This window comes from Kitasatospora paranensis, from assembly GCF_039544005.1.
Classification (GTDB): Bacteria; Actinomycetota; Actinomycetes; order Streptomycetales; family Streptomycetaceae; genus Kitasatospora; species Kitasatospora paranensis.
Map to the genome: position 1 here is coordinate 5,308,365 of NZ_BAABKV010000001.1, position 21,584 is coordinate 5,329,948.

22 protein-coding genes are annotated in these 21,584 nt (G+C 71.8%); 4 read left to right on the forward strand and 18 right to left on the reverse strand.

The window, feature by feature from the left end; translation table 11 throughout:
- The first annotated feature begins 32 nt into the window (after positions 1–32).
- Entirely contained in the window at positions 33–488 is a 456-nt protein-coding gene (locus tag ABEB13_RS25540) for a hypothetical protein (protein WP_345707355.1), read from the forward strand.
- Positions 489–560: 72 nt separating this feature from the next.
- On the opposite strand, the gene ABEB13_RS25545 is transcribed toward ABEB13_RS25540, so the two are convergent.
- The 5 genes from ABEB13_RS25545 to sodN form a co-directional block, all read right to left on the reverse strand.
- Positions 561–1,448, reverse strand: coding sequence for an RNA polymerase sigma factor SigF (locus tag ABEB13_RS25545; protein WP_380230336.1), 888 nt, complete (start codon positions 1,446–1,448; stop codon positions 561–563).
- Positions 1,449–1,720: 272 nt separating this feature from the next.
- Positions 1,721–2,134, reverse strand: a complete 414-nt coding sequence (locus ABEB13_RS25550; RefSeq protein ID WP_100888575.1) for an ATP-binding protein — start codon at positions 2,132–2,134, stop codon at positions 1,721–1,723.
- A 230-nt stretch (positions 2,135–2,364) separates the two neighbouring features.
- Entirely contained in the window at positions 2,365–2,847 is a 483-nt protein-coding gene (locus tag ABEB13_RS25555) for a GNAT family N-acetyltransferase (RefSeq protein ID WP_345707357.1), read from the reverse strand.
- Positions 2,848–2,922: 75 nt separating this feature from the next.
- On the reverse strand, positions 2,923–3,294 hold the full coding sequence (locus tag ABEB13_RS25560) for a nuclear transport factor 2 family protein (RefSeq protein ID WP_100888573.1): 372 nt from the start codon (positions 3,292–3,294) through the stop codon (positions 2,923–2,925).
- A 142-nt stretch (positions 3,295–3,436) separates the two neighbouring features.
- Positions 3,437–3,835, reverse strand: a complete 399-nt coding sequence (gene sodN, locus ABEB13_RS25565) for a superoxide dismutase, Ni (RefSeq protein ID WP_100888572.1) — start codon at positions 3,833–3,835, stop codon at positions 3,437–3,439.
- A 171-nt stretch (positions 3,836–4,006) separates the two neighbouring features.
- Between sodN and sodX the strand changes: the two genes are divergently transcribed.
- Complete coding sequence (sodX, locus tag ABEB13_RS25570; protein WP_100888571.1) at positions 4,007–4,357, forward strand: nickel-type superoxide dismutase maturation protease; 351 nt, start codon at positions 4,007–4,009, stop codon at positions 4,355–4,357.
- 26 nt (positions 4,358–4,383) lie between these two features.
- Here sodX and ABEB13_RS25575 read toward each other — a convergent pair whose 3' ends face one another.
- From ABEB13_RS25575 to ABEB13_RS25595, 5 genes are all read right to left on the reverse strand, one after another.
- Entirely contained in the window at positions 4,384–4,971 is a 588-nt protein-coding gene (locus tag ABEB13_RS25575) for a CGNR zinc finger domain-containing protein (protein ID WP_345707358.1), read from the reverse strand.
- 123 nt (positions 4,972–5,094) lie between these two features.
- Complete coding sequence (locus ABEB13_RS25580; protein ID WP_380230310.1) at positions 5,095–5,889, reverse strand: amino acid ABC transporter ATP-binding protein; 795 nt, start codon at positions 5,887–5,889, stop codon at positions 5,095–5,097.
- Positions 5,886–6,863, reverse strand: a complete 978-nt coding sequence (locus ABEB13_RS25585) for an amino acid ABC transporter permease (RefSeq protein WP_345707359.1) — start codon at positions 6,861–6,863, stop codon at positions 5,886–5,888. Before ABEB13_RS25585 ends, ABEB13_RS25580 begins: the two co-directional genes overlap by 4 nt.
- Before the next feature lie 33 nt (positions 6,864–6,896).
- The gene (locus tag ABEB13_RS25590) at positions 6,897–7,826 is read right to left on the reverse strand and encodes an ABC transporter substrate-binding protein (protein WP_345707360.1); all 930 of its coding nucleotides are present in this window, start codon (positions 7,824–7,826) and stop codon (positions 6,897–6,899) included.
- 399 nt (positions 7,827–8,225) lie between these two features.
- Positions 8,226–9,146: an ABC transporter substrate-binding protein gene (locus ABEB13_RS25595; RefSeq protein WP_345707361.1), complete on the reverse strand. Its 921-nt coding sequence runs from the start codon at positions 9,144–9,146 to the stop codon at positions 8,226–8,228.
- A gap of 709 nt (positions 9,147–9,855) precedes the next feature.
- On the opposite strand from ABEB13_RS25595, the gene ABEB13_RS25600 reads away from it, so the two are divergent.
- Positions 9,856–11,052, forward strand: a complete 1,197-nt coding sequence (locus tag ABEB13_RS25600; protein WP_100888567.1) for an NAD(P)-dependent malic enzyme — start codon at positions 9,856–9,858, stop codon at positions 11,050–11,052.
- A gap of 87 nt (positions 11,053–11,139) precedes the next feature.
- Positions 11,140–12,102: a zinc-binding dehydrogenase gene (locus ABEB13_RS25605; RefSeq protein WP_345707362.1), complete on the forward strand. Its 963-nt coding sequence runs from the start codon at positions 11,140–11,142 to the stop codon at positions 12,100–12,102.
- Between the two features lie 54 nt (positions 12,103–12,156).
- Here the strand turns inward: ABEB13_RS25605 and ABEB13_RS25610 are convergent, their stop codons facing one another.
- The 8 genes from ABEB13_RS25610 to ABEB13_RS25640 form a co-directional block, all read right to left on the reverse strand.
- Positions 12,157–13,191: a PadR family transcriptional regulator gene (locus ABEB13_RS25610; RefSeq protein WP_345707363.1), complete on the reverse strand. Its 1,035-nt coding sequence runs from the start codon at positions 13,189–13,191 to the stop codon at positions 12,157–12,159.
- 1 nt (position 13,192) lies between these two features.
- Positions 13,193–14,089, reverse strand: a complete 897-nt coding sequence (locus ABEB13_RS25615; protein ID WP_345707364.1) for a DUF4097 family beta strand repeat-containing protein — start codon at positions 14,087–14,089, stop codon at positions 13,193–13,195.
- A gap of 149 nt (positions 14,090–14,238) precedes the next feature.
- Entirely contained in the window at positions 14,239–14,418 is a 180-nt protein-coding gene (locus ABEB13_RS25620; RefSeq protein WP_057226968.1) for a DUF6104 family protein, read from the reverse strand.
- Positions 14,419–14,469: 51 nt separating this feature from the next.
- Positions 14,470–14,772 (reverse strand): hypothetical protein, encoded by a 303-nt coding sequence (locus ABEB13_RS25625; protein ID WP_345707365.1) that lies wholly within the window; start codon positions 14,770–14,772, stop codon positions 14,470–14,472.
- Complete coding sequence (locus ABEB13_RS40750) at positions 14,667–15,881, reverse strand: protein kinase domain-containing protein (protein ID WP_425559911.1); 1,215 nt, start codon at positions 15,879–15,881, stop codon at positions 14,667–14,669. The genes ABEB13_RS25625 and ABEB13_RS40750 overlap by 106 nt, the downstream gene beginning before the upstream one ends.
- On the reverse strand, positions 15,764–16,246 hold the full coding sequence (locus ABEB13_RS40755; protein ID WP_425559912.1) for a protein kinase family protein: 483 nt from the start codon (positions 16,244–16,246) through the stop codon (positions 15,764–15,766). Before ABEB13_RS40755 ends, ABEB13_RS40750 begins: the two co-directional genes overlap by 118 nt.
- A 165-nt stretch (positions 16,247–16,411) precedes the next feature.
- Positions 16,412–20,143 carry a multifunctional oxoglutarate decarboxylase/oxoglutarate dehydrogenase thiamine pyrophosphate-binding subunit/dihydrolipoyllysine-residue succinyltransferase subunit gene (locus ABEB13_RS25635; protein WP_345707366.1) on the reverse strand — a complete coding sequence of 1,244 codons (3,732 nt, stop codon included), beginning with the start codon at positions 20,141–20,143 and terminating at the stop codon, positions 16,412–16,414.
- Positions 20,144–20,438: 295 nt separating this feature from the next.
- Positions 20,439–21,581: a HAMP domain-containing sensor histidine kinase gene (locus ABEB13_RS25640; RefSeq protein ID WP_345707367.1), complete on the reverse strand. Its 1,143-nt coding sequence runs from the start codon at positions 21,579–21,581 to the stop codon at positions 20,439–20,441.
- Positions 21,582–21,584 lie beyond the last annotated feature (3 nt).

Consider the following 21,584-nt stretch of genomic DNA (forward strand, 5'->3'; position numbering starts at 1 on the left):
GGTAGCGCGGAGGCGACGGTTACCCTGCTGGGGTGACCGCTGAAACCGCCCACCCCTCGCCCGCCCCGGCCGCCGGCGCGAACGCCCACGACGGGCCCCGTCCCGGCCGTCCGACCGCCCTGCTGGTCGGTGCCGCGATCACCCTCCTGGAGGGCGCCGCACTGGCCGTCTGGGGCCTGTACGACGTCGTTGCGGGCGTGGCCGGCAACCACATCTGGTTCGGCCGCAGCGAAGCCGGTGCGGTGGTGCTGCTCCTGATGGGTGTCCTGCCGCTGCTGGCGGGCCGCGCCCTGCTCCGGGGCAGCCGCTGGGGCCGCAGCCCGGCACTGCTCACCCACTCGATCTGCCTGCCGGTCGCCTACTACATGTGGCAGGTCGGCGGAGCCATGACCGGCGCCGCCGTCGCGGTCGCCGCGCTCGGCCTGGCCGGCATCGTGGCCCTGCTGAACCCCACCGTCACCCGGACCCTCTACGGCGAGAGCGCCTAGGCGCCACCAGCACGAAGGGGCGCGGGGCCGAGGCCCCGCGCCCCTTCTGCGCGTCTGCGCGGGTGCGACCGGTCACTCCTCCACGAGGAGCTTCTCCCGCAGCTGCGCCAGTGTCCGGGCGAGCAGCCGGGAGACGTGCATCTGCGAGATCCCGACCTCCGCCGCGATCTGCGACTGGGTCATGTTCCGGAAGAACCGCAGCACGAGGATCTTCTGCTCGCGCGGCGGCAGTTGGGCGAGCAGCGGCTTGAGCGACTCGCGGTACTCGACGCCCTCCAGCGCCTCGTCCGTGGCGCCCAGGGTGTCCGCGACGGCCGGCGACTCGTCGTCGCTGTCCGGCACGTCCAGCGAGAGCGTGGAGTACGCGTTGGCGGACTCCAGGCCCTCCAGCACGTCCTCCTCGGAGATCCCGAGGTGTTCGGCCAGCTCGTGCACCGTGGGCGAGCGGCCGTGCCGCTGGGAGAGCTCGCTGGTCGCCGTGGTCAGCGACAGCCGCAGCTCCTGGAGCCGGCGCGGCACCCGGACGGCCCAGCCCTTGTCCCGGAAGTGCCGCTTGATCTCGCCCACGATGGTCGGCGTCGCGTAGGTGGAGAACTCCACCCCGCGCTCGTGGTCGAAGCGGTCCACGGACTTGATCAGGCCGATGGTGGCGACCTGGGTGAGGTCGTCCAGCGGCTCGCCGCGGTTGCGGAAGCGCCGGGCCAGGTGCTCCACCAGCGGGATGTGCATCCGCACCAGCTGGTTGCGGATCTCCACCCGCTCCGTCGAGCCCTCGGGCAGCTGGGACAGCCGGACGAACAGCGCCCGGGCGGCCTCGCGGTCCGGAGCCGCCGAGCGGTGGCCCTGCGCGGGCACCGCGCCGCGGACGGCCGCCGGGGCGGCCGCCGGCGGCACCGCCTCCGTGGCCGCGTCCGCCGTGACGGCGGGCTGCTCCGGTGTCGGATCGGTCGGCTGGGTCATCCGGTGGGCGTCCTTCGGGTACGCGTGGTCGGTCGGTGCGGCGTCGGCGATGCGGGCAGCGCTCGCCTGGGGCGGTACGGCCACGTCCTCGGTGGCCGCCGGCAGGCCGGTGGCACCTGTGCGGTCCAGATCACTCACGGCGATCACCCGTTCCGTTCCGGGAGCACTTGTCACTGGTGGTACCGCTGAGGGCTGCGGTACGGGGGAGCCGTACGCGCGGCGCCCCGCCGTGGCGGAGCGGCACCGGCACGTACGGCCCTCGGTACACGGTGCTACGGCTGGGCAGGGGACCCGCCGCGCTTCTTGTGCAGGCTGATGACGACCGTGTTGTCCTCGCCGACCGAGGAGTCGACCTCGCCGGCCAGCGCGGAGAGCACCGTCCAGGCGAAGGTGTCCCGCTCGGGGGCGCGGCCGTCGGTCGTCGGGGCCGACACGGTGATCCTGAGCGAGTCGCCGACCAACCGGAACTCGCAGCTGAGCACGGAGCCGGGCACCGCCTGCTGGAGCAGGATGGCGCAGGCCTCGTCCACCGCGATCCGGAGGTCCTCGATCTCGTCGAGGGTGAAGTCCAGACGGGCCGCCAGGCCCGCCGTCGCTGTTCGCAGCACCGAGAGGTAGGCGCCCGCCGCGGGCAGCCGGACCTCGACGAAGTCCTTCACGTCGGGTTCACCGTCGATCTGGGACACCCTCACCTCCTGGGTGACGCGCGCTGCTTGCGGCCGGACGGCCGCGGCACTTCCACGTGCTTGACTCAACTGGTTCGCCCCAACTCGTCCGAGGGGTGGTGCGGTACGTACCGGTACATACCCACCTGGGGCATTCCGAACGCCGCGCATCCGCCCGTGACGTTACCGCGATCGACCGGCCGATGTCGCCGTCTCCCGCCACGATCACGGGAACGGGCGAAAACGGACCGCTAACGACCGTCGCCGCCGAGCTCGGCGAGCGCCCCGTCGGTCAGCCGGAACACCGTCCACTCGTCCATCGGGACGGCGCCGAGCGACTTGTAGAAGCCGATCGACGGCTCGTTCCAGTCGAGCACCGACCACTCCAGCCGGGAGTAGCCGCGCTCGACGCAGATCCGGGCCAGCTCGGTCAGCAGCGCCCTGCCGTGGCCGCCGCCGCGGCTGGACGGGCGGACGTAGAGGTCCTCCAGATAGATGCCGTGCACGCCGCGCCAGGTCGAGAAGTTGCGGAACCACAGGGCGAAGCCGACCGGCTCACCGGTGGTGTCGTCCTCCGCGATCAGGCCGAACACGGCCGGGTGCTCCCCGAACAGCGCGTCGTGCAGCTGCTGCTCGGTGGCCTTCGCCTCGGGCAGGGCCCGCTCGTACTCCGCGAGCTCGCGGATCATGGCGTGGATGACGGGGACGTCGGTCGCGGTGGCGGTGCGGATCATACGGCGAGGGTACTCGGACGCACCGACCGGGCGGAAAGGGATATATCGGGGTGCGATCGGCCGGTGCCCCGCGGGTCACTCCTCGTCCCAGGCCTGGATCGAGGTCTGGTCGATGATCCGGCCGTCGCGCAGGTCGGCCATCGAGGTGGCCAGCACCCGGGTGCCGTCCGGGTAGCGGCAGGACTCCATGAAGGCGACCCGGTCGCCGTCCACCACCACCTGTTCCAGGGTGTGGGTCATGTCGCGGCCGTAGACGTCGGTCAGCATGTCGGAGATCGCCGACCGGCCGTGCATCACCATCGGGTGGCTGGGTTGGGTCCGCCGGTCGACCATCCGGATCTCGGCCTCGTCGGCGTACAGCGCCAGCAGGGCCGACGCGTCGTGCTGCTCGATGCCCCGGCGCAGGGCGTCCGTGTCGAAGGCGGTCGATGCCGCCGCGGTGCTCATCGCGGTCTCCTCGGTCGCTGGACGGGCCGGACCGGGCGGTTCGACCCGTGCTCCGAGCGTACGCCGGTGGCGGTCGCCGCGACACGCCGAAGGCCCGGCCACGGCGTGAGCCGTGGCCGGGCCTTCGGTTACTGACCGGTGATCAGGCGGCCTTCTTGGTCTCCCAGAAGATCCGGTCGATCTCGGCGATCAGGTCGAGCAGGGCCTGGCCGGTGGCCGGGTCCGTGGACGCCTTGGCGGCCGAGGCGGCCTTGCCGGCCTTGTTGAACAGCTCGTGCAGCTGCGGGTAGGCCTCGAAGTGCGGGGCCTTGAAGTAGTCCGTGTGCAGCACGGAGAGGTGGTGCTTGACCAGCTCGGCGCGCTCCTCCTTGACGACGGTGGCGCGCGCACGGAAGTGCGGGTCCTCGTTGGCCTGGTACTTCTCCTGAGTGGCCTTCACGGACTCGGCCTCGATGCGGGCCTGAGCCGGGTCGTACACGCCGCAGGGCAGGTCGCAGTGGGCGTGCGCAGTGGCCCGCGGAGCAAACAGACGAGAGAACATGGGAGTCCTTCCTTAGATCGTCTTCCCGCGCCGAGATTACCCCGATGCCGGCACCGTTTCGCTGTCGGCCCGGTGGCCTAGGGCAAAAGAACGAGGCGCAACCGGTCCATATCGGACCGGCGGGGATGGGGGAGACTACGGACGGAGCGGTGCGCGAGCAGGAGAGGGCGGATGGCCGAGGAGACGGAGCGCGGACCGGTCGGCGGGCTGCTGCCGTTCGGTGTGATCGACGTGGCGGGGCCCTCGATGCGGCCCACCCTGCGCGACGGCGACCAGGTGGTCGTCCGGTACGGCGCGCGGATCAGGCCGGGGGCGGTGGTGGTCGTCCGGCACCCGCTGCGGCAGGACCTGCTGGTGGTGAAGCGGGCCGCCGAGCGGCGCCGCGGCGGCTGGTGGCTGCTGTCGGACAACCCGCTGGTGACGACCGACAGCCGCGAGTTCGGCGTGGTGCCGGACGACCTGGTGCTGGGGCGGGTCCTGCTGCGGTACTGGCCGCGCCCGCGGGTGCTGGGCAGCCGCTGAGCGCGCCGCGGCCGCCGGCCGGGGCTTCAGGCCTGGCCGATCGCGGTGCGGGCCGCCTCCTCGCGCTTGCGGGCCCGGTAGGCGGCGACGTTGGCGCGGGTGGCGCAGCGGTCGGAGCAGTACCGCCGGGACCGGTTGGTGGAGGTGTCCAGGTAGGCGTTGCGGCAGGGGGCGGCCTGGCAGATGCCCAGGCGGTCGGCGCCCAGCTCGGTGAGGTGGATGGCCAGGCCCATGCAGGCGACCGCGGTGAAGTTGGCGGTCGCGGTGGCCGCGTTGTCGGCGAGGTGCAGGTGCCAGCGCGGCCGCCCGGCCTCGTCGAGGTAGTCGTGGCCGGAGACCAGCGGGCTGACCGGGTACTCGACCATGAGGCTGTTCAGCAGGTCGACGCCACGGATCTCGTCGCCCTCGGCGGCGGCCTCGAAGACGCCGCGCAGCCGGGTGCGGACGGCCCGCAGCCGGGGCAGGTCGGCCTCCTCGGCGAGCGAGGCGCCGCGCGAGGAGGGGCCGAACAGGGCGCGCACGGCGTCGACCGTGGTCAGCGTGTCCGTCCCGCGGTCCGGTTCCTCGGTGTTCACCAGCCGGACGGCGTAGTCGGCGTACGAGGCGAGCTCCACGAGTGGTCCTTCCGGGGCCGGTAACGGGCGAGCTGCCCTAAGGGTATTACTTCCGCGGGGTGCCGCGGGCCGGGAACGCGTCGGCGCCCGCCACCGGACGGTGGCGGGCGCCGGGCGTGCCGGTCAGAGCACCTTGGACAGGAAGGACCTGGTCCGCTCGTGCTGCGGGTTGGTGAGCACCTCGCGGGGGTTGCCGGACTCGACGACCACACCGCCGTCCATGAACACCAGGGCGTCGCCCACCTCGCGGGCGAAGCCCATCTCGTGGGTCACCACGATCATCGTCATGCCCTCGTCGGCGAGGCCGCGCATGACGTCCAGCACCTCGCCGACGAGCTCCGGGTCGAGCGCCGAGGTGGGCTCGTCGAAGAGCATCAGCTTGGGCTCCATGGCCAGGGCGCGGGCGATCGCCACCCGCTGCTGCTGGCCGCCGGAGAGCTGGGAGGGGTAGTTCTTCGCCTTCTCGGCGAGCCCGACCCGCTCCAGCAGCGCCATGCCGCGGGCCTTGGCGTCGGCCCGGGACTCGCCCTTGACCTGCACCGGCGCCTCGATGACGTTCTCCAGCGCGGTCATGTGCGGGAACAGGTTGAAGTGCTGGAACACCATGCCGATGTCACGGCGCTGGCGGGCGACCTCGCTGTCCTTGAGCTCGTAGAGCCGCTCGCCCTTCTGCCGGTAGCCCACCAGGTCGCCGTCGACCCAGAGCCGGCCGGCGTTGATCTTCTCCAGGTGGTTGATGCACCGCAGGAAGGTCGACTTGCCGGACCCGGACGGGCCGACCAGCACGAACACCTCGCCGCTGCGCACCTCCAGGTCGATGCCCTTGAGGACCTCGATCAGGCCGTACGACTTGTGCACCTGCTCGGCCCGGACCATCACGCCGCTCGTGGCCGCCGGGGTCTTGTCCAGATCCGTCATGACAGGTTCCCTCCGCCGTGGATGCCGGCGCTCGGCAGCGGGGCGGGCGGCGGGGTCGGCTTGCCGCGGAAGAGCAGCCGCAGCCGCTGCAGCGGGGTGGGCGGCAGGGTGCGGTTCGCGCCGCGGGCGTAGTGCCGCTCGATGTAGTACTGCCCGACGGTGAGGATCGAGGTCATGAAGAGGTACCACATGCTCACGGCGATCAGGACCGGGATGGTCTGGAACGTCCGGGAGAAGATGTTGTGGCCGGCCTGGTAGAGCTCCTCCAGGGCGATGACGCTCGCCAGGGACGAGGTCTTCAGCATGGAGATGGTCTCGTTGCCGGTCGGCGGGATGATCACCCGCATGGCCTGCGGGAGGACGATCCGGCGCATGGTCTTGAACTGGCTCATGCCGAGGGCGTGCGCGGCCTCGGTCTGGCCCTCGCTCACGGACTGCAGGCCGCCGCGGACGATCTCCGCCATGTAGGCGGCCTCGTTCAGGCCGAGGCCGAGCAGGGCGGCGACGAACACGGGGATGAGCGAGTTGGTCGACCCGGACGCGAAGGACGGCCCGAACGGGATGCCGATCGACAGGTTCGGCCAGATGGCCGCGAGGAAGTTCCAGAAGACCAGCTGCACGATGACCGGGGTGCCGCGGAAGATCCAGATGTAGATCCAGGCGACGCCGGACAGCAGCGGGTTGGGGGAGAGCCGCATCACCGCGAGGACGATGCCGCCGACCACGCCCATGACCATGGCGAGGGCGGTGAGCTCCAGGGTGACCACGACACCGTGCAGGATCTGCGAGTTGAACAGGGTGTCGCCGACGACACTCCACTCGAACGCGGGGTTGGTCACGAGGGCGTGGATCAGCATCGCCGCGAGGACCGCGACGACGATGGCTCCGGCCCAGCGTCCGGGGTGGCGGACCGGGACGGCCTTGATGGTCTCAGGCCGTCCCGGTGTCACCTGCCCCTGATCGTTAGGGTTCACGTTCAGTAGCCTCAGGGGGTCGGTGGGCGGACGTCAGCTCTGCGCGGCGTTGATCTGCGACTGCGTGACGGCGCCGGCCGAGACGCCCCACTTGTCGAGGATCGACTTGTAGGTGCCGTCGGCGATCAGCGACTGCACGGCGCCCTGGACGGCCTTGCCGAGGTCCGAGCCCTTGGCCACGACGATGCCGTACGGCGCGCTGTCGTAGGTGTCGCCGACCTTCTCCAGCTGGCCGTTGGTCTGCTTCAGCGCGTAGTCGATGACCGGGGAGTCGGCCATCATCGCCTGGTCGCGGCCGGCCACCAGGGCCTGGGTGACGTCGGTCTGCAGCGAGAACTTGTCGCCGTCGCCCGGGATGGTCGGCTTGCCGGCCTTGGTGCAGTCCGGGTTGCGGGTGTCCTTGATCTCGTCGGCCTGCGTGGTGCCGGTCTGGACGGCGACCTTCTTGCCGCAGAGGTCCTTGGCGTCGATCTTGTCGGGGTTGCCCTTCTTGACCGCGACGGCGCTGCCCGCGGAGAAGTAGGTGACCATGTCGACGGTCTTCTCGCGCTCCTTCGTGTCGGTGAAGGAGCTCATGCCGAGCTGGTACTTCTTGGCGGAGATGCCCGGGATGATCGAGGTGAAGTCGGCGTTCTGCACGTCCGCCTTCAGGCCCAGCTTCGCGGCGATGGCGTTGGCCAGGTCCACGTCCATGCCGACGATGTTGCCCTTGTCGTCCTTGAACTCGTTGGGCGCGTAGGACGCGTCGGCAGCGACCACCAGCTTGCCGCCGGACTTCACGTCCGCCGGGACGAGCGCGGCGAGCGACGGGTCGGCGCTGGCGGCCTTGACGGTGCCGACCGCGCTGGGGGCGCCGGAGGCGGTCGACGAGCCGGAGCTGCCACACGCGGTGAGGAGCAGGGTGCCGGCTGCGAGTGCGGCGCCTGCCGCGACGATGCGGGGGCGCAGGGTGCGAGCGGTCATGAGAGGGATCTCCTCCTGGGGGAGAGACGTGCGGAGCGCCCCGCCGGGGGAACGGCGGTGCACCGGTCGCGCGGGCCGTGCGCACGTCTTCGTGCGCCGTCCGGGCCGGTTCTTCACTTGTGCGGGTCATCCGGGTCTGTGCATCGCCACCCTCCGCCGAGGTGAGCGAGTGATCGAACCGCCTCGACCAGTGGCTTTTTGCGATCCGAGTTGTGGGAATCCTGCCACTCACTGAGGGTGAACGGACCATGTTTCAGATCAAAATCGGATAACGGGGGCTATGACGTCCGCTATTCGGACGAATTCCGTTCCCCTGTCACCCTACGTATAAGTATGCAGACATGCTCGCCGAGGGGCCGGAAGCCGGCCCCCGGGAGCGTCGGGAGGCTGCGCCGCGGGTCAGAAGCCGCCGTTGACCACGGCGCTCTGGACGGCCGCGGCCGACACGTTCCACTTGGCGAGAATGGCGTCGTACTCGCCGTCGTGGATCATCGCGTTGATCGCCTTCACCAGCACGTCCCGCAGCTCGGTGTTGTCCTTGGCCACCGCGATGCCGTAGGGCGCGGGCTGCAGCTGCGGGCCGGACACCTCGAACTTGGCGCCGCCGGGGCCGCCCTTGGCCGCGAGGTAGGCGGCCACCGGGAGGTCGTTCATGTCGGCGTCGGCCCGATGGGACGCGACCTCGGCCAGCGCCTGGGTGTCGTTCTCGAACAGGTGGACGGTGACCGGGTTGTGGTTGCGCTGGCAGGCGGCCTTCTGGCGGTCCACGATGTCGGCCTGGGTGGTGCCGCGCTGGAGCGCGATGGTGTGGCCGCAGAGGTCGTCCAGCTTGGTGATGCCGGCCGGGTTGCCCTTGGGGACGAGGATCGAGGAGCCCACGATCAGGTAGTCCACGAAGTCCACGCCCGGGTTGACCTGCTTGCCGTCGGCGTCGGTGCCGTCACGGCGCTGGCGGTTGTCGGTCATCGCCGACATCACCGCGTCGAACTCCTTGGCCTGGAGCCCCGGGATGGTCTTGTCGAACGCGGTGTCCGCGATCTCCACCTTCACCCCGAGCCGCTTGCCGATCGCCTGGGCGAGATCCGGGTCGATGCCGGTCGCCTCGCCGTCCTGGCCCTTGAACTCCACCGGTGCGTAGTTGACGTCCGAGGCGATCTTCAGCACGCCGGCGTCCCGGATCTTCGCCGGCAGCCGGTCGTGCAGGCTGTCGTTGCTCTTCGTGCCGCCGATGCTGCTGCAGGCGGTGAGGAGCAGGACGCCGGCAGTGACAGCTGCTCCGGCGGCGACGGCGCGGGCGGGTATGGGGGCGATGGCGTGCATGCGGTCGTCCTCCTGAGGAACTCTGGTGGTGCCGTGCACCGGCCGACCCGCCGGGTGAGGGGGCCCGGATGGTGGACATTCCGCGTTCGCGGGGGCGGCAGGACTGTCCGGATGCCGGTGCGGGAAATGTGATCCTCCCATCCCACCCTCCTGATGAAGGTCGCGGGTGTGTCAGAATCTGGTATCGGGTGACCCCCGACGCAACGAAGGCAGACCGCCGGTTGCGCCGCTCCCAATCGAGCGGTGCGCATCCGGGGTGCGCAGGACCGGAAGTCGACGACGCCGACTCTGGATCCGAGGCACCGGCTCCTCTCCGTGTCTGCGTTCACTCCTGCGGGTGCGCGTACCGTCTCGCCGTTGCCGCCGCCGGCCGCCGGTTCCTCCGTGGAACCGGACGCTGTCAAGGCGCCGCAACGGGGTGAACGGCGCGCGACGAGGACGGAAAGGCACAGGTGCGGTGCCTTCCCCCGCCTAGGCTCGACGGTGCTGTCACCGTCCGGCTCCGTACGGATACGCCTGGGCATGACCGGAAAGCACAGCGCAGAACACCCAAAACCCTCACCCGAGGGCGCAGCCCGGCGGCCGCGCCCGACCCCGGCCTCCGGGTACGCGTTCCGCGTACCCGCCGTCGCCGTCCTCGCGGCGACGCGGGCGGGGTCCACGACCGTCGGCCCGTGCGCCCTCGCTGATCATTGACGAAGAGGTCAACGTGGCAGCGGAGATCATCCACCCCAATACGCAGGACACCGACGATCCGGTCGACGCCGTCTTCGCGCTGCACCGCGGCGGCAAGATGGAGGTCCGGGCCACCGTTCCGGTGCGCGACGCGGACGACCTGTCCCTCGCCTACACGCCGGGTGTGGCCCGGGTCTGCACCGCCATCGCCGAGCAGCCCGAGCTGGTGAACGACTACACCTGGAAGGCCAACACGGTCGCCGTCGTCACGGACGGCACCGCCGTCCTCGGCCTCGGCGACATCGGCCCGGAGGCGTCGCTGCCCGTCATGGAGGGCAAGGCGATCCTCTTCAAGCAGTTCGGCGGCGTGGACGCCGTCCCGATCGCGCTCGCCTGCACCGATGTCGACGAGATCGTCGAGACGGTCGTCCGGCTGGCGCCGTCCTTCGGCGGCGTCAACCTGGAGGACATCTCGGCGCCGCGCTGCTTCGAGATCGAGCGCAGACTCCAGGACGCCCTGGACATCCCGATCTTCCACGACGACCAGCACGGCACCGCGATCGTCACCACCGCGGCCCTGTGGAACGCGGCCAAGGTGACGGGCCGGGAGATCGGCAGCCTGCGCGCGGTCATCTCCGGCGCCGGCGCCGCGGGCATCGCGATCGCCAAGATGCTGGTCGCCGCCGGCATCGGCGACGTGGCCGTCTGCGACCGCCGCGGCGTCGTGTACGAGGGCCGCGGCGACCTCACCGACGTCAAGGCGGAGATCGCCGCCCTGACCAACCGTTCCGGGGTCAAGGGCTCGCTGGCCGACGCGCTGGACGGCGCCGACGTCTTCATCGGCGTCTCCGGCGGCACCGTCCCCGAGGACGTCGTCGCCACCATGGCGAAGGGCTGCTTCGTCTTCGCGATGGCCAACCCGAACCCGGAGATCCACCCCGAGGTCGCCCACCGGTACGCGGCCGTGGTGGCCACCGGCCGCTCCGACTTCCCCAACCAGATCAACAACGTGCTGGCCTTCCCCGGCATCTTCGCCGGCGCCCTCCAGGTCCGGGCCACCCGGATCACCGAGGGCATGAAGCTGGCCGCGGCCAAGGCGCTCGCCGCCGTCGTCGCCGACGAGCTGACGCCGCAGAAGGTGATCCCCTCGCCGTTCGACGAGCGGGTCGCGCCGGCCGTCACCAAGGCCGTCGCCGAGGCCGCCCGTGCCGAGGGCGTGGCACGCAGGTAGCAGACTCCGAGGGGCCCGGGACACGCGGCGAGCGTCACACCACCGCGTGGTACCGGGCCCCGGGCGTGCGCGGCTATCGTCCGGACCATGTTTGCTGCCTATGCCGCACGTATCGACGCCGACGACCCGCTGAGCGCGCTCGAACTGGGCGAACTGCCCGAGCCGGTCGCCCGCGAGGGCTGGAGCACGGTGACGGTGAAGGCCGCCACCCTCAACCACCACGACCTGTGGTCCCTGCGCGGGGTGGGCCTGCCCGCCGAGCGGCTGCCGATGATCCTCGGCTGCGACGCCGCCGGGATCGACGAGCACGGCAACGAGGTCGTCCTGCACTCCGTCATCGGCCAGAGCGGGCACGGCGTCGGACCCACCGAGCCGCGCTCCCTGCTGACCGAGCGCTACCAGGGCACGTTCGCCCAGCAGGTCGTGGTGCCGACCTGGAACCTGCTGCCCAAGCCCGCCGAGCTCAGCTTCGAGGAGGCCGCCTGCCTGCCGACGGCCTGGCTGACGGCCTATCGGATGCTGTTCACCAACGCCGGCGTCAAGCCCGGCGACACCGTCCTCGTGCAGGGGGCCGGCGGCGGCGTGTCCACCGCGCTGGTGGTCCTCGGCAAGGCGGCCGGCCTGCGGGTCTGGGTCACCGGCCGGGACGAGGCCAAGCGCGCCCGGGCCGTCGCGCTCGGCGCGGACGCGGCGTTCGAGAGCGGCGCCCGGCTGCCCGAGCGGGTCGACGCGGTGATGGAGACGGTCGGCGCCGCCACCTGGTCGCACTCCGTCAAGTCGCTGCGCCCGGGCGGCACCATCGTCATCTCCGGCGCCACGTCCGGGCCCAACCCGACGTCGGTCGAACTGACCCGGATCTTCTTCCTGGAGCTCAAGGTGGTCGGCTCGACCATGGGCACCAAGGAGGAGCTGGCCGGCCTGCTCGCGCTCTGCGCCCACAGCGGCGTCCGGCCGGTCATCGACTCGGTGCTGCCGCTGACCGAGGCGCGCGAGGGCTTCGCCCGGCTGGCCGAGGGCGAGGTCTTCGGCAAGATCGTCCTGAACCCGTAGCGGCACGCGGGAGCGGGGGCGCGGTGCGGCCGCGCCCCGCTCCGGGATCAGGTGCTAACGCCCGAGCAGCCGGGCGGCCGCCGCCGCCAGGGCCGCCTGCGCGCGGGCCAGCTGGTCGCGGGTCACCCCGTGGTCGCGGGCGGTGTCGCGGACGTGGTCGCGGAAGCGGTCGAGCAGCCGCTCCAGCTCCCGGGCGGGGTCGCCGGCCGGGTCCGTCCGGGCCCAGGACGGCAGCTCCTCGGCCGGTGCGCCGTCCTGCGGTGCGCCGCCCTCGGCCGCGTCGTCCTTGTCGAGGTCGATCCGGGTGATCCGGACGTCCTCGGACGGGGCGGGATGGCCCCACTTCGCGGCGTCGGCCAGCCCGCCGAGACTGCGGGTCAGCTCGGCCAGGCCCTCGCTGAGGCCGGTCGACCAGTCGCCCTGCGAGGCGTGCCGGCGGACCTGCTCCTCCACCCGGCGCTTGATCCGCAGCGCCTCCTGCTGGGTGGCGCTGCGGGCGGCCTTCGACTGCTCGCGCAGCCGGCGGGCCTCCTCCTCGGCGGCCTTGGCCTGGGCCTTGGCGGCCTTCTCCTGCTCCTTGGCCCGCTTGGCCTGCTCCTTGGCCTGGGTCTTGAAGCGCTCGTACTCCTCCTTAGCGCGGTACCAGGACTCCTTGTCGCCCCACGGGCCCGCCCACGGGTCGCCGGACGCGGTGGCCGGCCGCGGGGCCTGCCGGGCGGCGCCCCACAGCTCCTCGCGCAAGTCCCTGGCGGTGTCGCGGACGTCCTCCCGGATCGCCCCGGCGAGCTGGGCGACGGACTCCCGGATCTCCACCTCCAGCTCGGCGAGCTCGCCCTGACGGTCCGCCAGTTCGCGGCGCCCGGCGTCGGTGAGCCGGTAGACCTTGCGGCCGCCCTCGGTGCTGTGGGCGACCAGGCCCTCCTTCTCCAGCTTGGCCAGGCGCGGGTAGACGGTGCCGGCCGAGGGGGCGTACAGGCCCTGGAAGCGCTCCTCCAGCAGGCGGATCACCTCGTACCCGTGGCGCGGGGACTCGTCCAGGAGCTTCAGCAGGTACAGCCGGAGCCGGCCGTGCCCGAACACCGGGCTCATCTCAGGCCTCCTTGGTGAGGTCGGGGCCGACCGGGAGCTCCTTGACCAGGACGGGGCCCTCGTCCTCGGGCTCCGGGCGGTGCAGCACCGTGACGGCGCCGGAGACGGTGGTGACCTGGAGCCGGCCGGTGCCGGTGCCGAGCTGGCCGGAGAGCCGCTTGGCCCCCCAGCTGCCGCCGACGGTGAGCTCGGTGAAGGTGCTGGTGAGGTCGCCGCTGGTGGTGCCCGCCTCGACCTTGGCGTCGGCCACCGAGGGCAGCCGGACGCCGACCGGGCCGGAGACCGTGGTCACCTTGATGTCGGTGGGGGTCTGCACGTCGAGGTCGAGGGTGACGGCGCCGCTGACCGTGTTGGCCTGCACCTTGTCGGCCGTGCCCGCCACGACGGTGAGCCCGCCGGAGACGGAGTTGACCTTGAGCTCGCCGGACACCGACTGGGCGTCGACGTCACCGGAGACGGTGTTGGCGTGGATCCGGCCGGTCAGGTCGACCAGGGTGGTGGCGCCGCTGGCCCCGTGCACGGCGACCGGGCCGCTGATGCCGGAGACCGTGGTGTCGGCCGAGACCGTCCCGATCTTCACGTCGGAGCCGGCCGGAACGGCCAGCGAGACGACGGCGCGGCGCTTGCGGCGCAGCGAGGCGAAGAAGTACTTGACCGACTGGACCGACTTGACCGTCTCGCCGAACTCGCTCCAGCTGAGGTCCTTGTACGCGACCGTCAGCACGCCGTCGGCCAGCGTGACGAGCAGCGGCTCGCCCTCCAGCTCGCCGACCTCCAGCCGGGCGGGACCCTCGGCGGCGACCACGTTCACGGCGCCTCCGATGATCCGCACGTGCAGGGTGCCGACCGGCTCGTCGATGGTGATCCTGTCGGGTCCTTCGACCGTCCACTGGCTCATGATGGTGTCCCCGTCTCCCGTTCGCGATGTATCGCGTTCCCGATGAGAAACACGATATATCGCGTGGCGCGGAAGTCAAGCGCCCCTCGCGAACGACAACGGCCCGGGAGGCCGAATGCCTCCCGGGCCGCCGCCCGCGCCTGCCGCGCTCAGTCCTCGTCCTCGTCGTCGAGCCGCGCCAGCCAGGTGGCCAGCCGCTCGACCGGGATCTCGAAGTCCGGGTTGAGGTCGACGAACTCGCGCAGGCGCTCGGCCAGCCACTCGAAGGTGACCTCCTCGTCGCCGCGCCGGCTCGCCAGCTCCTCGATGCCGCGGTCGGTGAAGTACACGGTGCGCTCCGGTCCGATGGGATGTGACCAGGTCAGGATAGACCTGGGGGATCAGGCGTCGTTGCGGTAGTAGGAGAGCGAGACCTTGACCGCGCCGGTGGAGCCGTTGCCCTGCTCCAGCACCCTGCCGATCACCACCCCGCCGTTCTCCCGGTTGCGGACGCAGAACAGCCGGCCGACCGGGAGGTCGTCGTACTTCATCTCGGTCAGCGGCTCCTGCTCGATCCCGGTGGTGCACTGGGCCGGGGTCAGCTCCGCCTGCTTGGTGAAGTAGACGTCCGAACTGCTCGACCAGTTGAAGTGGCCGTAGGTCGGCTCCAGCGCCCAGGACGGGCTGACCGAGGCGGCGACCACCTTGCCGCTCGACAGGTCGAAGACGTACGTGTAGCTCGGGCTGGCCAGCTCGCGGCCGGAGTAGACCTCCGTCCAGTGGGTGCCGGTGCCGCCGGTGTCCGTGCCCGGGGAGCCGCTCGGGGCGGCGGCCGGGGACGAGGCGGGAGCCGCCGCCGGCCCCTTGCCGCCGCTCGGGGACGCGCCGGCCGCACCGGTCGTCGCCCCCGCCCGCCAGCGGTCCCGTTCCCGGCGCCGCTGTCCTTCATCAGCCACACACCGGCCACCGTCCCGGCCACCGCGGCCGCCACCGCGACGGCCAGCAGGGCCTTCCACGAGACGCCGCGCCGTACGGGCGCCGCCGGCGCCCGGGTGTCGAAGGCGGCCGGGGCGGCGAACGGGTGCGGGGCCGGCCCGGCCGGGGCCTGCAGGGGCGGCTGCGGCGGGCCGAAGGCACCGACCGGCGGGGCCACCGGGCCGACCTGCGGCGCGGGCACGGGCGCGGCGAAGGACGGTGCGGTGGCCGGCACGGTCGGCATCGGCGGGACGGCGGGCGGCACCGGCAGCGGGGTCGGCGGGGTCCGCGGCAGGTCGGAGCGGCGGGTGATCTCGGTGCCGACCCGGGCCGGCAGCCAGTCGTCGGCGAACCTGAGCTCCCCGCCGACCGCCGGGTGGCTGCGGGCGGCGGCGATGATCGCGGCGGGCGTCGGACGGTCCCCGGGGGCCTTCGCCAGGCAGCGCTCCAGCAGGGCGCGCAGGCCCTCGTCCGGCACGGCGCCGAGATCCGGCTGCTCGTGCACCACCCGGTACAGCACCGCCGTCTCCGGGCCCTCGCCGAACGGCGGCGTGCCGCCCGCCACGTACGCCGCCAGCGCGCCGAGCGCGAAGACATCGGTGGCCTCGGTCACCGGCCGGCCCTGTGCCTGCTCGGGCGACATGAAGGCGGGCGAGCCGATCCGGAAGCCGGTTCCGGTCAGCGCGGTGGCGTCGGCGGCCCGGGCGATGCCGAAGTCGATCACGCGCGGGCCGTCGGCGGCGACCAGCACGTTGGCCGGCTTGAGGTCGCGGTGCACCACGCCGACGCCGTGGATCGCCTGGAGCGCCTCGGCGATGCCGCCCACCAGCAGCAGCACGGTGCGGACGGGCAGTGCCCCTGCTCGCGCACCACCTGTTGCAGCGAGGGGCCCGGCACGTAGGCGGTGACCAGCCAGGGGCTCGCCGCGTCCAGCCCGGAGTCGATCACCTGCGCCGTGTAGAGGCCGTGGATCCGCTGGGCGTTGGTCACCTCCTGCGCGAACCGGCGCCGGAACTCGCCGTCCTCGGCGAACTCCGGGCGCACCACCTTGAGGGCGACCGGCCGCCCGCCCGGGGTGTACGACAGGTAGACCCGGCCCATGCCGCCCGCCCCCAGCCGGGCGTACAGCCGGTAGCCGCCGACCTCCCGGGGATCCTCCGGCAGCAGGGGCTGGAACACGGGCGGCAACTGATCGGTGGACATGCGGACTCCCCCTGGGACGCGGCGTGACGCCCATACCGTACCGACCTGACGCGGCGGCGGGCCGACGGGCCGTCACCTCGCCCCGGGGGTGGGCAACGGCCGAGGCCCGGCCCCGCCGCGACGGCGGGACCGGGCCTCGGGACGAGTGCCGCGGAGCGGGTCGGCTCAGAGCGAGAAGACCTCGTCCAGCAGGCCCTGCTGTTCGGCGGCGTGCCGCTTGGCCGAGCCGACCGCCGGGGCGGACGACGCGGTGCGGGCGACACGGCGCAGCCGGGGACCGCCGGCGCTGCGGCCGACGACCACCTGCAGGTGGTCGACCAGGTTCATCGCGATGAACGGCCAGGCGCCCTGGTTGGCCGGCTCCTCCTGCGCCCAGATGAACTGGACGTCGTCGCCGTAGCGGTTCAGCTCCTCCTGGAGCTCGGCCACCGGCAGCGGGTAGAGCCGCTCGACCCGGACGATCGCGGTGTCGGTGACACCGCGCTCGGTGCGGGACGCCTCCAGGTCGTAGTAGAACTTGCCGGAGGTGATGACGACCTTGCGCACCTGCGCCGGGTCCACCGTGCTGTCACCGATGACCGGCCGGAACGAGCCGGACAGGAACTCGGTGGTGGCGGACGCCGCGGCCTTCAGACGCAGCATCGACTTCGGGGTGAAGACGACCAGCGGCTTGTGGTGCGGGTTGTGCGCCTGCCAGCGCAGCAGGTGGAAGTAGTTCGACGGCGAGGTCGGCATGGCGACCGTCATGTTGTTCTGCGCGCACAGCTGGAGGAAGCGCTCCGGGCGGGCGGACGAGTGGTCCGGGCCCTGGCCCTCGTAGCCGTGCGGCAGCAGCAGGGTGACGCCCGAGTGCTGGCCCCACTTCTGCTCGGCGGACGCGATGTACTCGTCCACCATCGTCTGCGCGCCGTTGACGAAGTCGCCGAACTGCGCCTCCCACATGACCAGCGCGTTCGGCCGGGTCAGCGAGTAGCCGTACTCGAAGCCCATCGCCGCGTACTCCGACAGCAGGCTGTCGTAGACGGTGTAGCGGGCCTGGTCCTCGGTCAGGTAGAGCAGCGGGGTGTAGTCCTCGCCGGTCGTCCGGTCGATGAGGACGGCGTGGCGCTGGCCGAAGGTGCCGCGGCGGCTGTCCTGGCCGGCCAGGCGGACGGGGTGGCCCTCCATCAGCAGCGAGCCGATGGCGAGGGTCTCGCCCATCGCCCAGTCGATGGTGTTGTCCTCGACCGAGGCGGCGCGGCGCTGCAGCTGCGGAAGCAGGCGCGGGTGGACGGTCAGCCACTCCGGCAGGTTGACCTGCGAGGCGGCGATCCGCTTGACCATCTCCTCGGAGATGCCCGTGCGGATGTTCACCGGGAAGTCCGCGACGGGCTTGCCGCCGGCGGTCGGCGCCGGGGCGCTCGCAGCCTCGCGGACCTCGGCGAAGACCTTCTCCAGCTGGCCCTGGAAGTCCTGGAGCGCCTGCTCCGCCTCTTCCATGGTGATGTCGCCGCGACCGATCAGGCCCTCGGTGTACAGCTTGCGCACCGAGCGCTTCTTGTCGATCAGGTCGTACATCAGCGGCTGGGTGAACGACGGGTTGTCGGCCTCGTTGTGACCGCGGCGGCGGTAGCAGATGAGGTCGATGACGACGTCCTTGTGGAACTCCTGCCGGAACTCGAAGGCGAGCCGCGCGACGCGGACCACGGCCTCCGGGTCGTCGCCGTTCACGTGGAAGATCGGCGCCTCGATCATGCGGGCCACGTCGGTGCAGTACATCGACGAGCGCGAGGACGCCGGGGCGGCGGTGAAGCCGACCTGGTTGTTGACCACCAGGTGGATCGTGCCGCCGGTGCGGTAGCCCCGCAGCTGCGACATGTTCAGGGTCTCCGCGACGACGCCCTGGCCGGCGAAGGCCGCATCGCCGTGGACCTGGATCGGGAGCACCGGGAAGGTGGTGCCGCCCTGGTCCAGCACGTCCTGCTTGGCGCGGACGATGCCCTCGACGACCGGGTCGACCGTCTCCAGGTGGGACGGGTTCGCCGCCAGCGAGACCTTGATGGTCTCGCCGTCCAGGCCGGTGAAGGTGCCCTCGGCGCCCAGGTGGTACTTGACGTCGCCGGAGCCGTGCATGGACTTCGGGTCGAGGTTGCCCTCGAACTCGCCGAAGATCCGGGCGTACGGCTTGCCGACGATGTTCGCCAGCACGTTGAGGCGGCCGCGGTGCGCCATGCCGATGACGGCCTCGTCGAGGCGGTGCTCGGCGGCGGCGTCGATGGTGGCGTCCAGCAGCGGGATGAGGGACTCGCCGCCCTCCAGCGAGAAGCGCTTCTGGCCGACGTACTTCGTCTGCAGGAAGGTCTCGAAGGCCTCGGCGGAGTTCAGCCGGCGCAGGATGCGCAGCTGCTCCTCGCGCTCGGGCTTGGTGTACGGCTTCTCCAGGCGCTCCTGCAGCCACTTGCGCTGCTTCGGGTCCTGGATGTGCATGTACTCGATGCCGACGGTGCGGCAGTACGTGTTGCGCAGCAGGCCGAGGATGTCGCGCAGCTTCATCATCCGCTGGCCGCCGAAGCCGCCGACCGCGAACTCGCGCTCCAGGTCCCACAGGGTCAGCCCGTGCTGGACGACGTCCAGGTCGGGGTGCTTGCGCTGCTTGTACTCCAGCGGGTCGGTGTCGGCCATCAGGTGGCCGCGCACGCGGTACGCGTGGATGAGCTCCATGACGCGGGCGGTCTTGTTGACCTCGTCGTCGTGGGTGGTGGCGACGTCGGTCGCCCAGCGGACCGGCTCGTACGGGATCCGCAGCGACTCGAAGACCTCGTCGTAGAAGCCGTGCTCGCCCAGCAGGAGCTGGTGGATGGTGCGCAGGAACTCGCCCGACGCCGCGCCCTGGATGACCCGGTGGTCGTAGGTCGAGGTCAGCGTCATGATCTTGGAGATGCCCAGGCGGGCCAGGGTGTCCGCGGAGGAGCCCTGGAACTCGGCCGGGTACTCCATGGCGCCGACGCCGACGATGGTGCCCTGGTTCTGCATCAGGCGCGGCACGGAGTGCACGGTGCCGATGCCGCCGGGGTTGGTCAGCGAGACCGTGACGCCGGTGAAGTCGTCCATGGTCAGCTTGTTGGCGCGGGCCCGGCGGACGATGTCCTCGTAGGCCTGCCAGAAGCCGAAGAAGTCGAGCGTCTCGGCCTTCTTGATGGCCGCGACGACGAGCTGGCGGTCACCGTTCGGCTTGACCAGGTCGATCGCCAGGCCGAGGTTCACATGGTCGGGCTTGACCAGGTAGGACTTGCCGTCCTCCACCTTGTAGCTGTGGTTCATGCCCGGCGAGGCCTTGATGGCCTGGACGAGGGCGTAACCGATCAGGTGGGTGAAGGAGACCTTGCCACCGCGGGCGCGCTGCAGGTGGTTGTTGATGACGATGCGGTTGTCGATCAGCAGCTTGGCCGGGACGGCACGCACCGACGTCGCGGTCGGCACCTCCAGCGAGGCGTCCATGTTGGTGGCCACGGCCTTCGCCGGACCTCGCAGCGGGACGAGCTCGGGGCCCTGGGCGGCGGGCGCGGGGGCTGCCGGAGCGGCGGCCTTCGGCGCGGGCGGCGCGGCAGGGGCTGCAGCGAGCGGCGCGGGCGCCGGCTGGACCGGCGTGGCCGGTGCAGCGGGTGCGGGCGCCGCCGGAGCGGCAGCGGCGGCAGGAGCAGCAACGGGGGTCGGCGTGGGGCCGACCTGGGTTGCGGCCTGGGTCACTGGAGTCACCTCGGTACCGGGCTTGTAGTCGGCGAAAAAGTCCCACCAGGCTCGGTCGACCGAGTTGGGATCCTGGAGGTACTGCTGGTAGATCTCGTCGACGAGCCACTCATTGGGGCCGAAGCCAGTGGTGGAGCTTGCCGAGCTGGGGGTTTCAGGGTGTGGCGACATCGGGGCAACCGCCCTCTTCCGCTTCCTTTTGGGATGGTGGACAGCGGGGATTAAGGCTACGCCTCCGACCAGTGATCGCGCAGTCCCCCTGGCCAGGCGTCGCCCAGATCACAGTGGTGGGCCTCATTTTGGCTGATTGTGTGCGTTAGAAACCCGCGGAGGCGGGGAACCGGCCACCTTCGCTCGCCGTCATTATCGTCCCAAAGTCGGACAATACGTACGCGGAGCTTGGGTCGGGGCCGGTCCGACGGCGGACCGGCCCCGTTTGTCCCAGTTGTGTGACAACTGGGAGGGCCTAGCCGGGCACCGGCGTGGCGCCCGGCAGGGTGACCTCGATCCGGCAGCCGCGCGCCGCCTCGCCGACCCGGATCTCGCCTCCGTGCAGGTCGACGGCCCAGCGGGCGATCGCCAGCCCCAGCCCGGTGCCGCCGTCGCTGCCCGGCCCCAGGGCGGTCGCGGAGCCGCTGCGGCCGAACCGCTCGAACACCCGCTCGCGGTCCTGCGCGGGGATGCCCGGCCCCTGGTCCTCGACCTGGAGGAGCAGCCCGCCCGGCTCCTCGCCCGGCCTGGCCCGCACTGTCACGGTGCCGCCGGCCGGCGAGTGCTTGCAGGCGTTGTCGACGAGGTTGGCGACCACCTGGTGCAGGCGCTCCTCGTCCGCCACCGCGGTCAGGCCGGTCGGCCGGACGTCCAGGCTCAGCTGCAGGTCGCCGCGGCGCCCGTACGCGCCGCCGGCGGTCGCGCCGTCCACGGTGACCCCGCGGAGCACGCCGTCCAGGAACGGCCGGACCTCGAACGGGCGGGTGTCCAGCGGGACGACGCCGTCGTCCAGCTTGGACAGGTCCAGCAGGTGGGTGATCAGCCGGCCGAGCCGCTCGGTCTGCTCCAGGGCGGCGCCGAGCGTCTTGGGCTCCGGCTGGACGACGCCGTCGACCACGTTCTCCAGGACGGCCCGCAGGGCGGCGATCGGGGTGCGCAGCTCGTGCGACACGTTGGCGATCAGTTCGCGGCGGTGCCGGTCCGCGGCCTCCAGGTCGGCCGCCATCCGGTTGAAGGAGTCGGCGAGCTCGCCGATCTCGTCACGGGAGGAGGTGTCCACCCGGGTGCTGTAGTCGCCGCGGGCCATCGCGCGTGCGGCGGCGGTCATCGCGCGCAGCGGTGCGGTCAGCCCGTGCGCGAGGAACTGCATGAACAGCAGCGAGGCGATCATCGAGAAGATCATGATGATCCGGATCTGCGTCTCGGACCGGATCGCGACGACCACCATCCCGGTGGCCAGGAAGACGGAGACGATCACCAGCAGGGCGAGCTTGCCCTTGATGGAGCGCACCGGGTCGAACGGCCGCATGTCGGCCCACACCCGGCGGGCCGCCCGGCCGGCCAGGCCGGGGCGCGGACACGGCTCGGCGTGTCCGTTGCGTTGCTGTGGAAAGGTCATGGT

Excerpts from the sequence above, each read along its gene's own strand:
- ABEB13_RS25545 (WP_380230336.1), bottom strand. The coding sequence starts at position 1,448 with ATGACCCAGCCGACCGATCCGACACCGGAGCAGCCCGCCGTCACGGCG.
- ABEB13_RS25555 (WP_345707357.1), bottom strand. The coding sequence starts at position 2,847 with ATGATCCGCACCGCCACCGCGACCGACGTCCCCGTCATCCACGCCATG.
- ABEB13_RS25560 (WP_100888573.1), bottom strand. The coding sequence starts at position 3,294 with ATGAGCACCGCGGCGGCATCGACCGCCTTCGACACGGACGCCCTGCGC.
- sodN (WP_100888572.1), bottom strand. The coding sequence starts at position 3,835 with ATGTTCTCTCGTCTGTTTGCTCCGCGGGCCACTGCGCACGCCCACTGC.
- sodX (WP_100888571.1), top strand. The coding sequence starts at position 4,007 with ATGGCCGAGGAGACGGAGCGCGGACCGGTCGGCGGGCTGCTGCCGTTC.
- ABEB13_RS25580 (WP_380230310.1), bottom strand. The coding sequence starts at position 5,889 with ATGACGGATCTGGACAAGACCCCGGCGGCCACGAGCGGCGTGATGGTC.
- ABEB13_RS25590 (WP_345707360.1), bottom strand. The coding sequence starts at position 7,826 with ATGACCGCTCGCACCCTGCGCCCCCGCATCGTCGCGGCAGGCGCCGCA.
- ABEB13_RS25595 (WP_345707361.1), bottom strand. The coding sequence starts at position 9,146 with ATGCACGCCATCGCCCCCATACCCGCCCGCGCCGTCGCCGCCGGAGCA.
- ABEB13_RS25605 (WP_345707362.1), top strand. The coding sequence starts at position 11,140 with ATGTTTGCTGCCTATGCCGCACGTATCGACGCCGACGACCCGCTGAGC.
- ABEB13_RS25610 (WP_345707363.1), bottom strand. The coding sequence starts at position 13,191 with ATGAGCCCGGTGTTCGGGCACGGCCGGCTCCGGCTGTACCTGCTGAAG.
- ABEB13_RS25615 (WP_345707364.1), bottom strand. The coding sequence starts at position 14,089 with ATGAGCCAGTGGACGGTCGAAGGACCCGACAGGATCACCATCGACGAG.
- ABEB13_RS40755 (WP_425559912.1), bottom strand. The coding sequence starts at position 16,246 with ATGTCCACCGATCAGTTGCCGCCCGTGTTCCAGCCCCTGCTGCCGGAG.
- ABEB13_RS25635 (WP_345707366.1), bottom strand. The coding sequence starts at position 20,143 with ATGTCGCCACACCCTGAAACCCCCAGCTCGGCAAGCTCCACCACTGGC.
- ABEB13_RS25640 (WP_345707367.1), bottom strand. The coding sequence starts at position 21,581 with ATGACCTTTCCACAGCAACGCAACGGACACGCCGAGCCGTGTCCGCGC.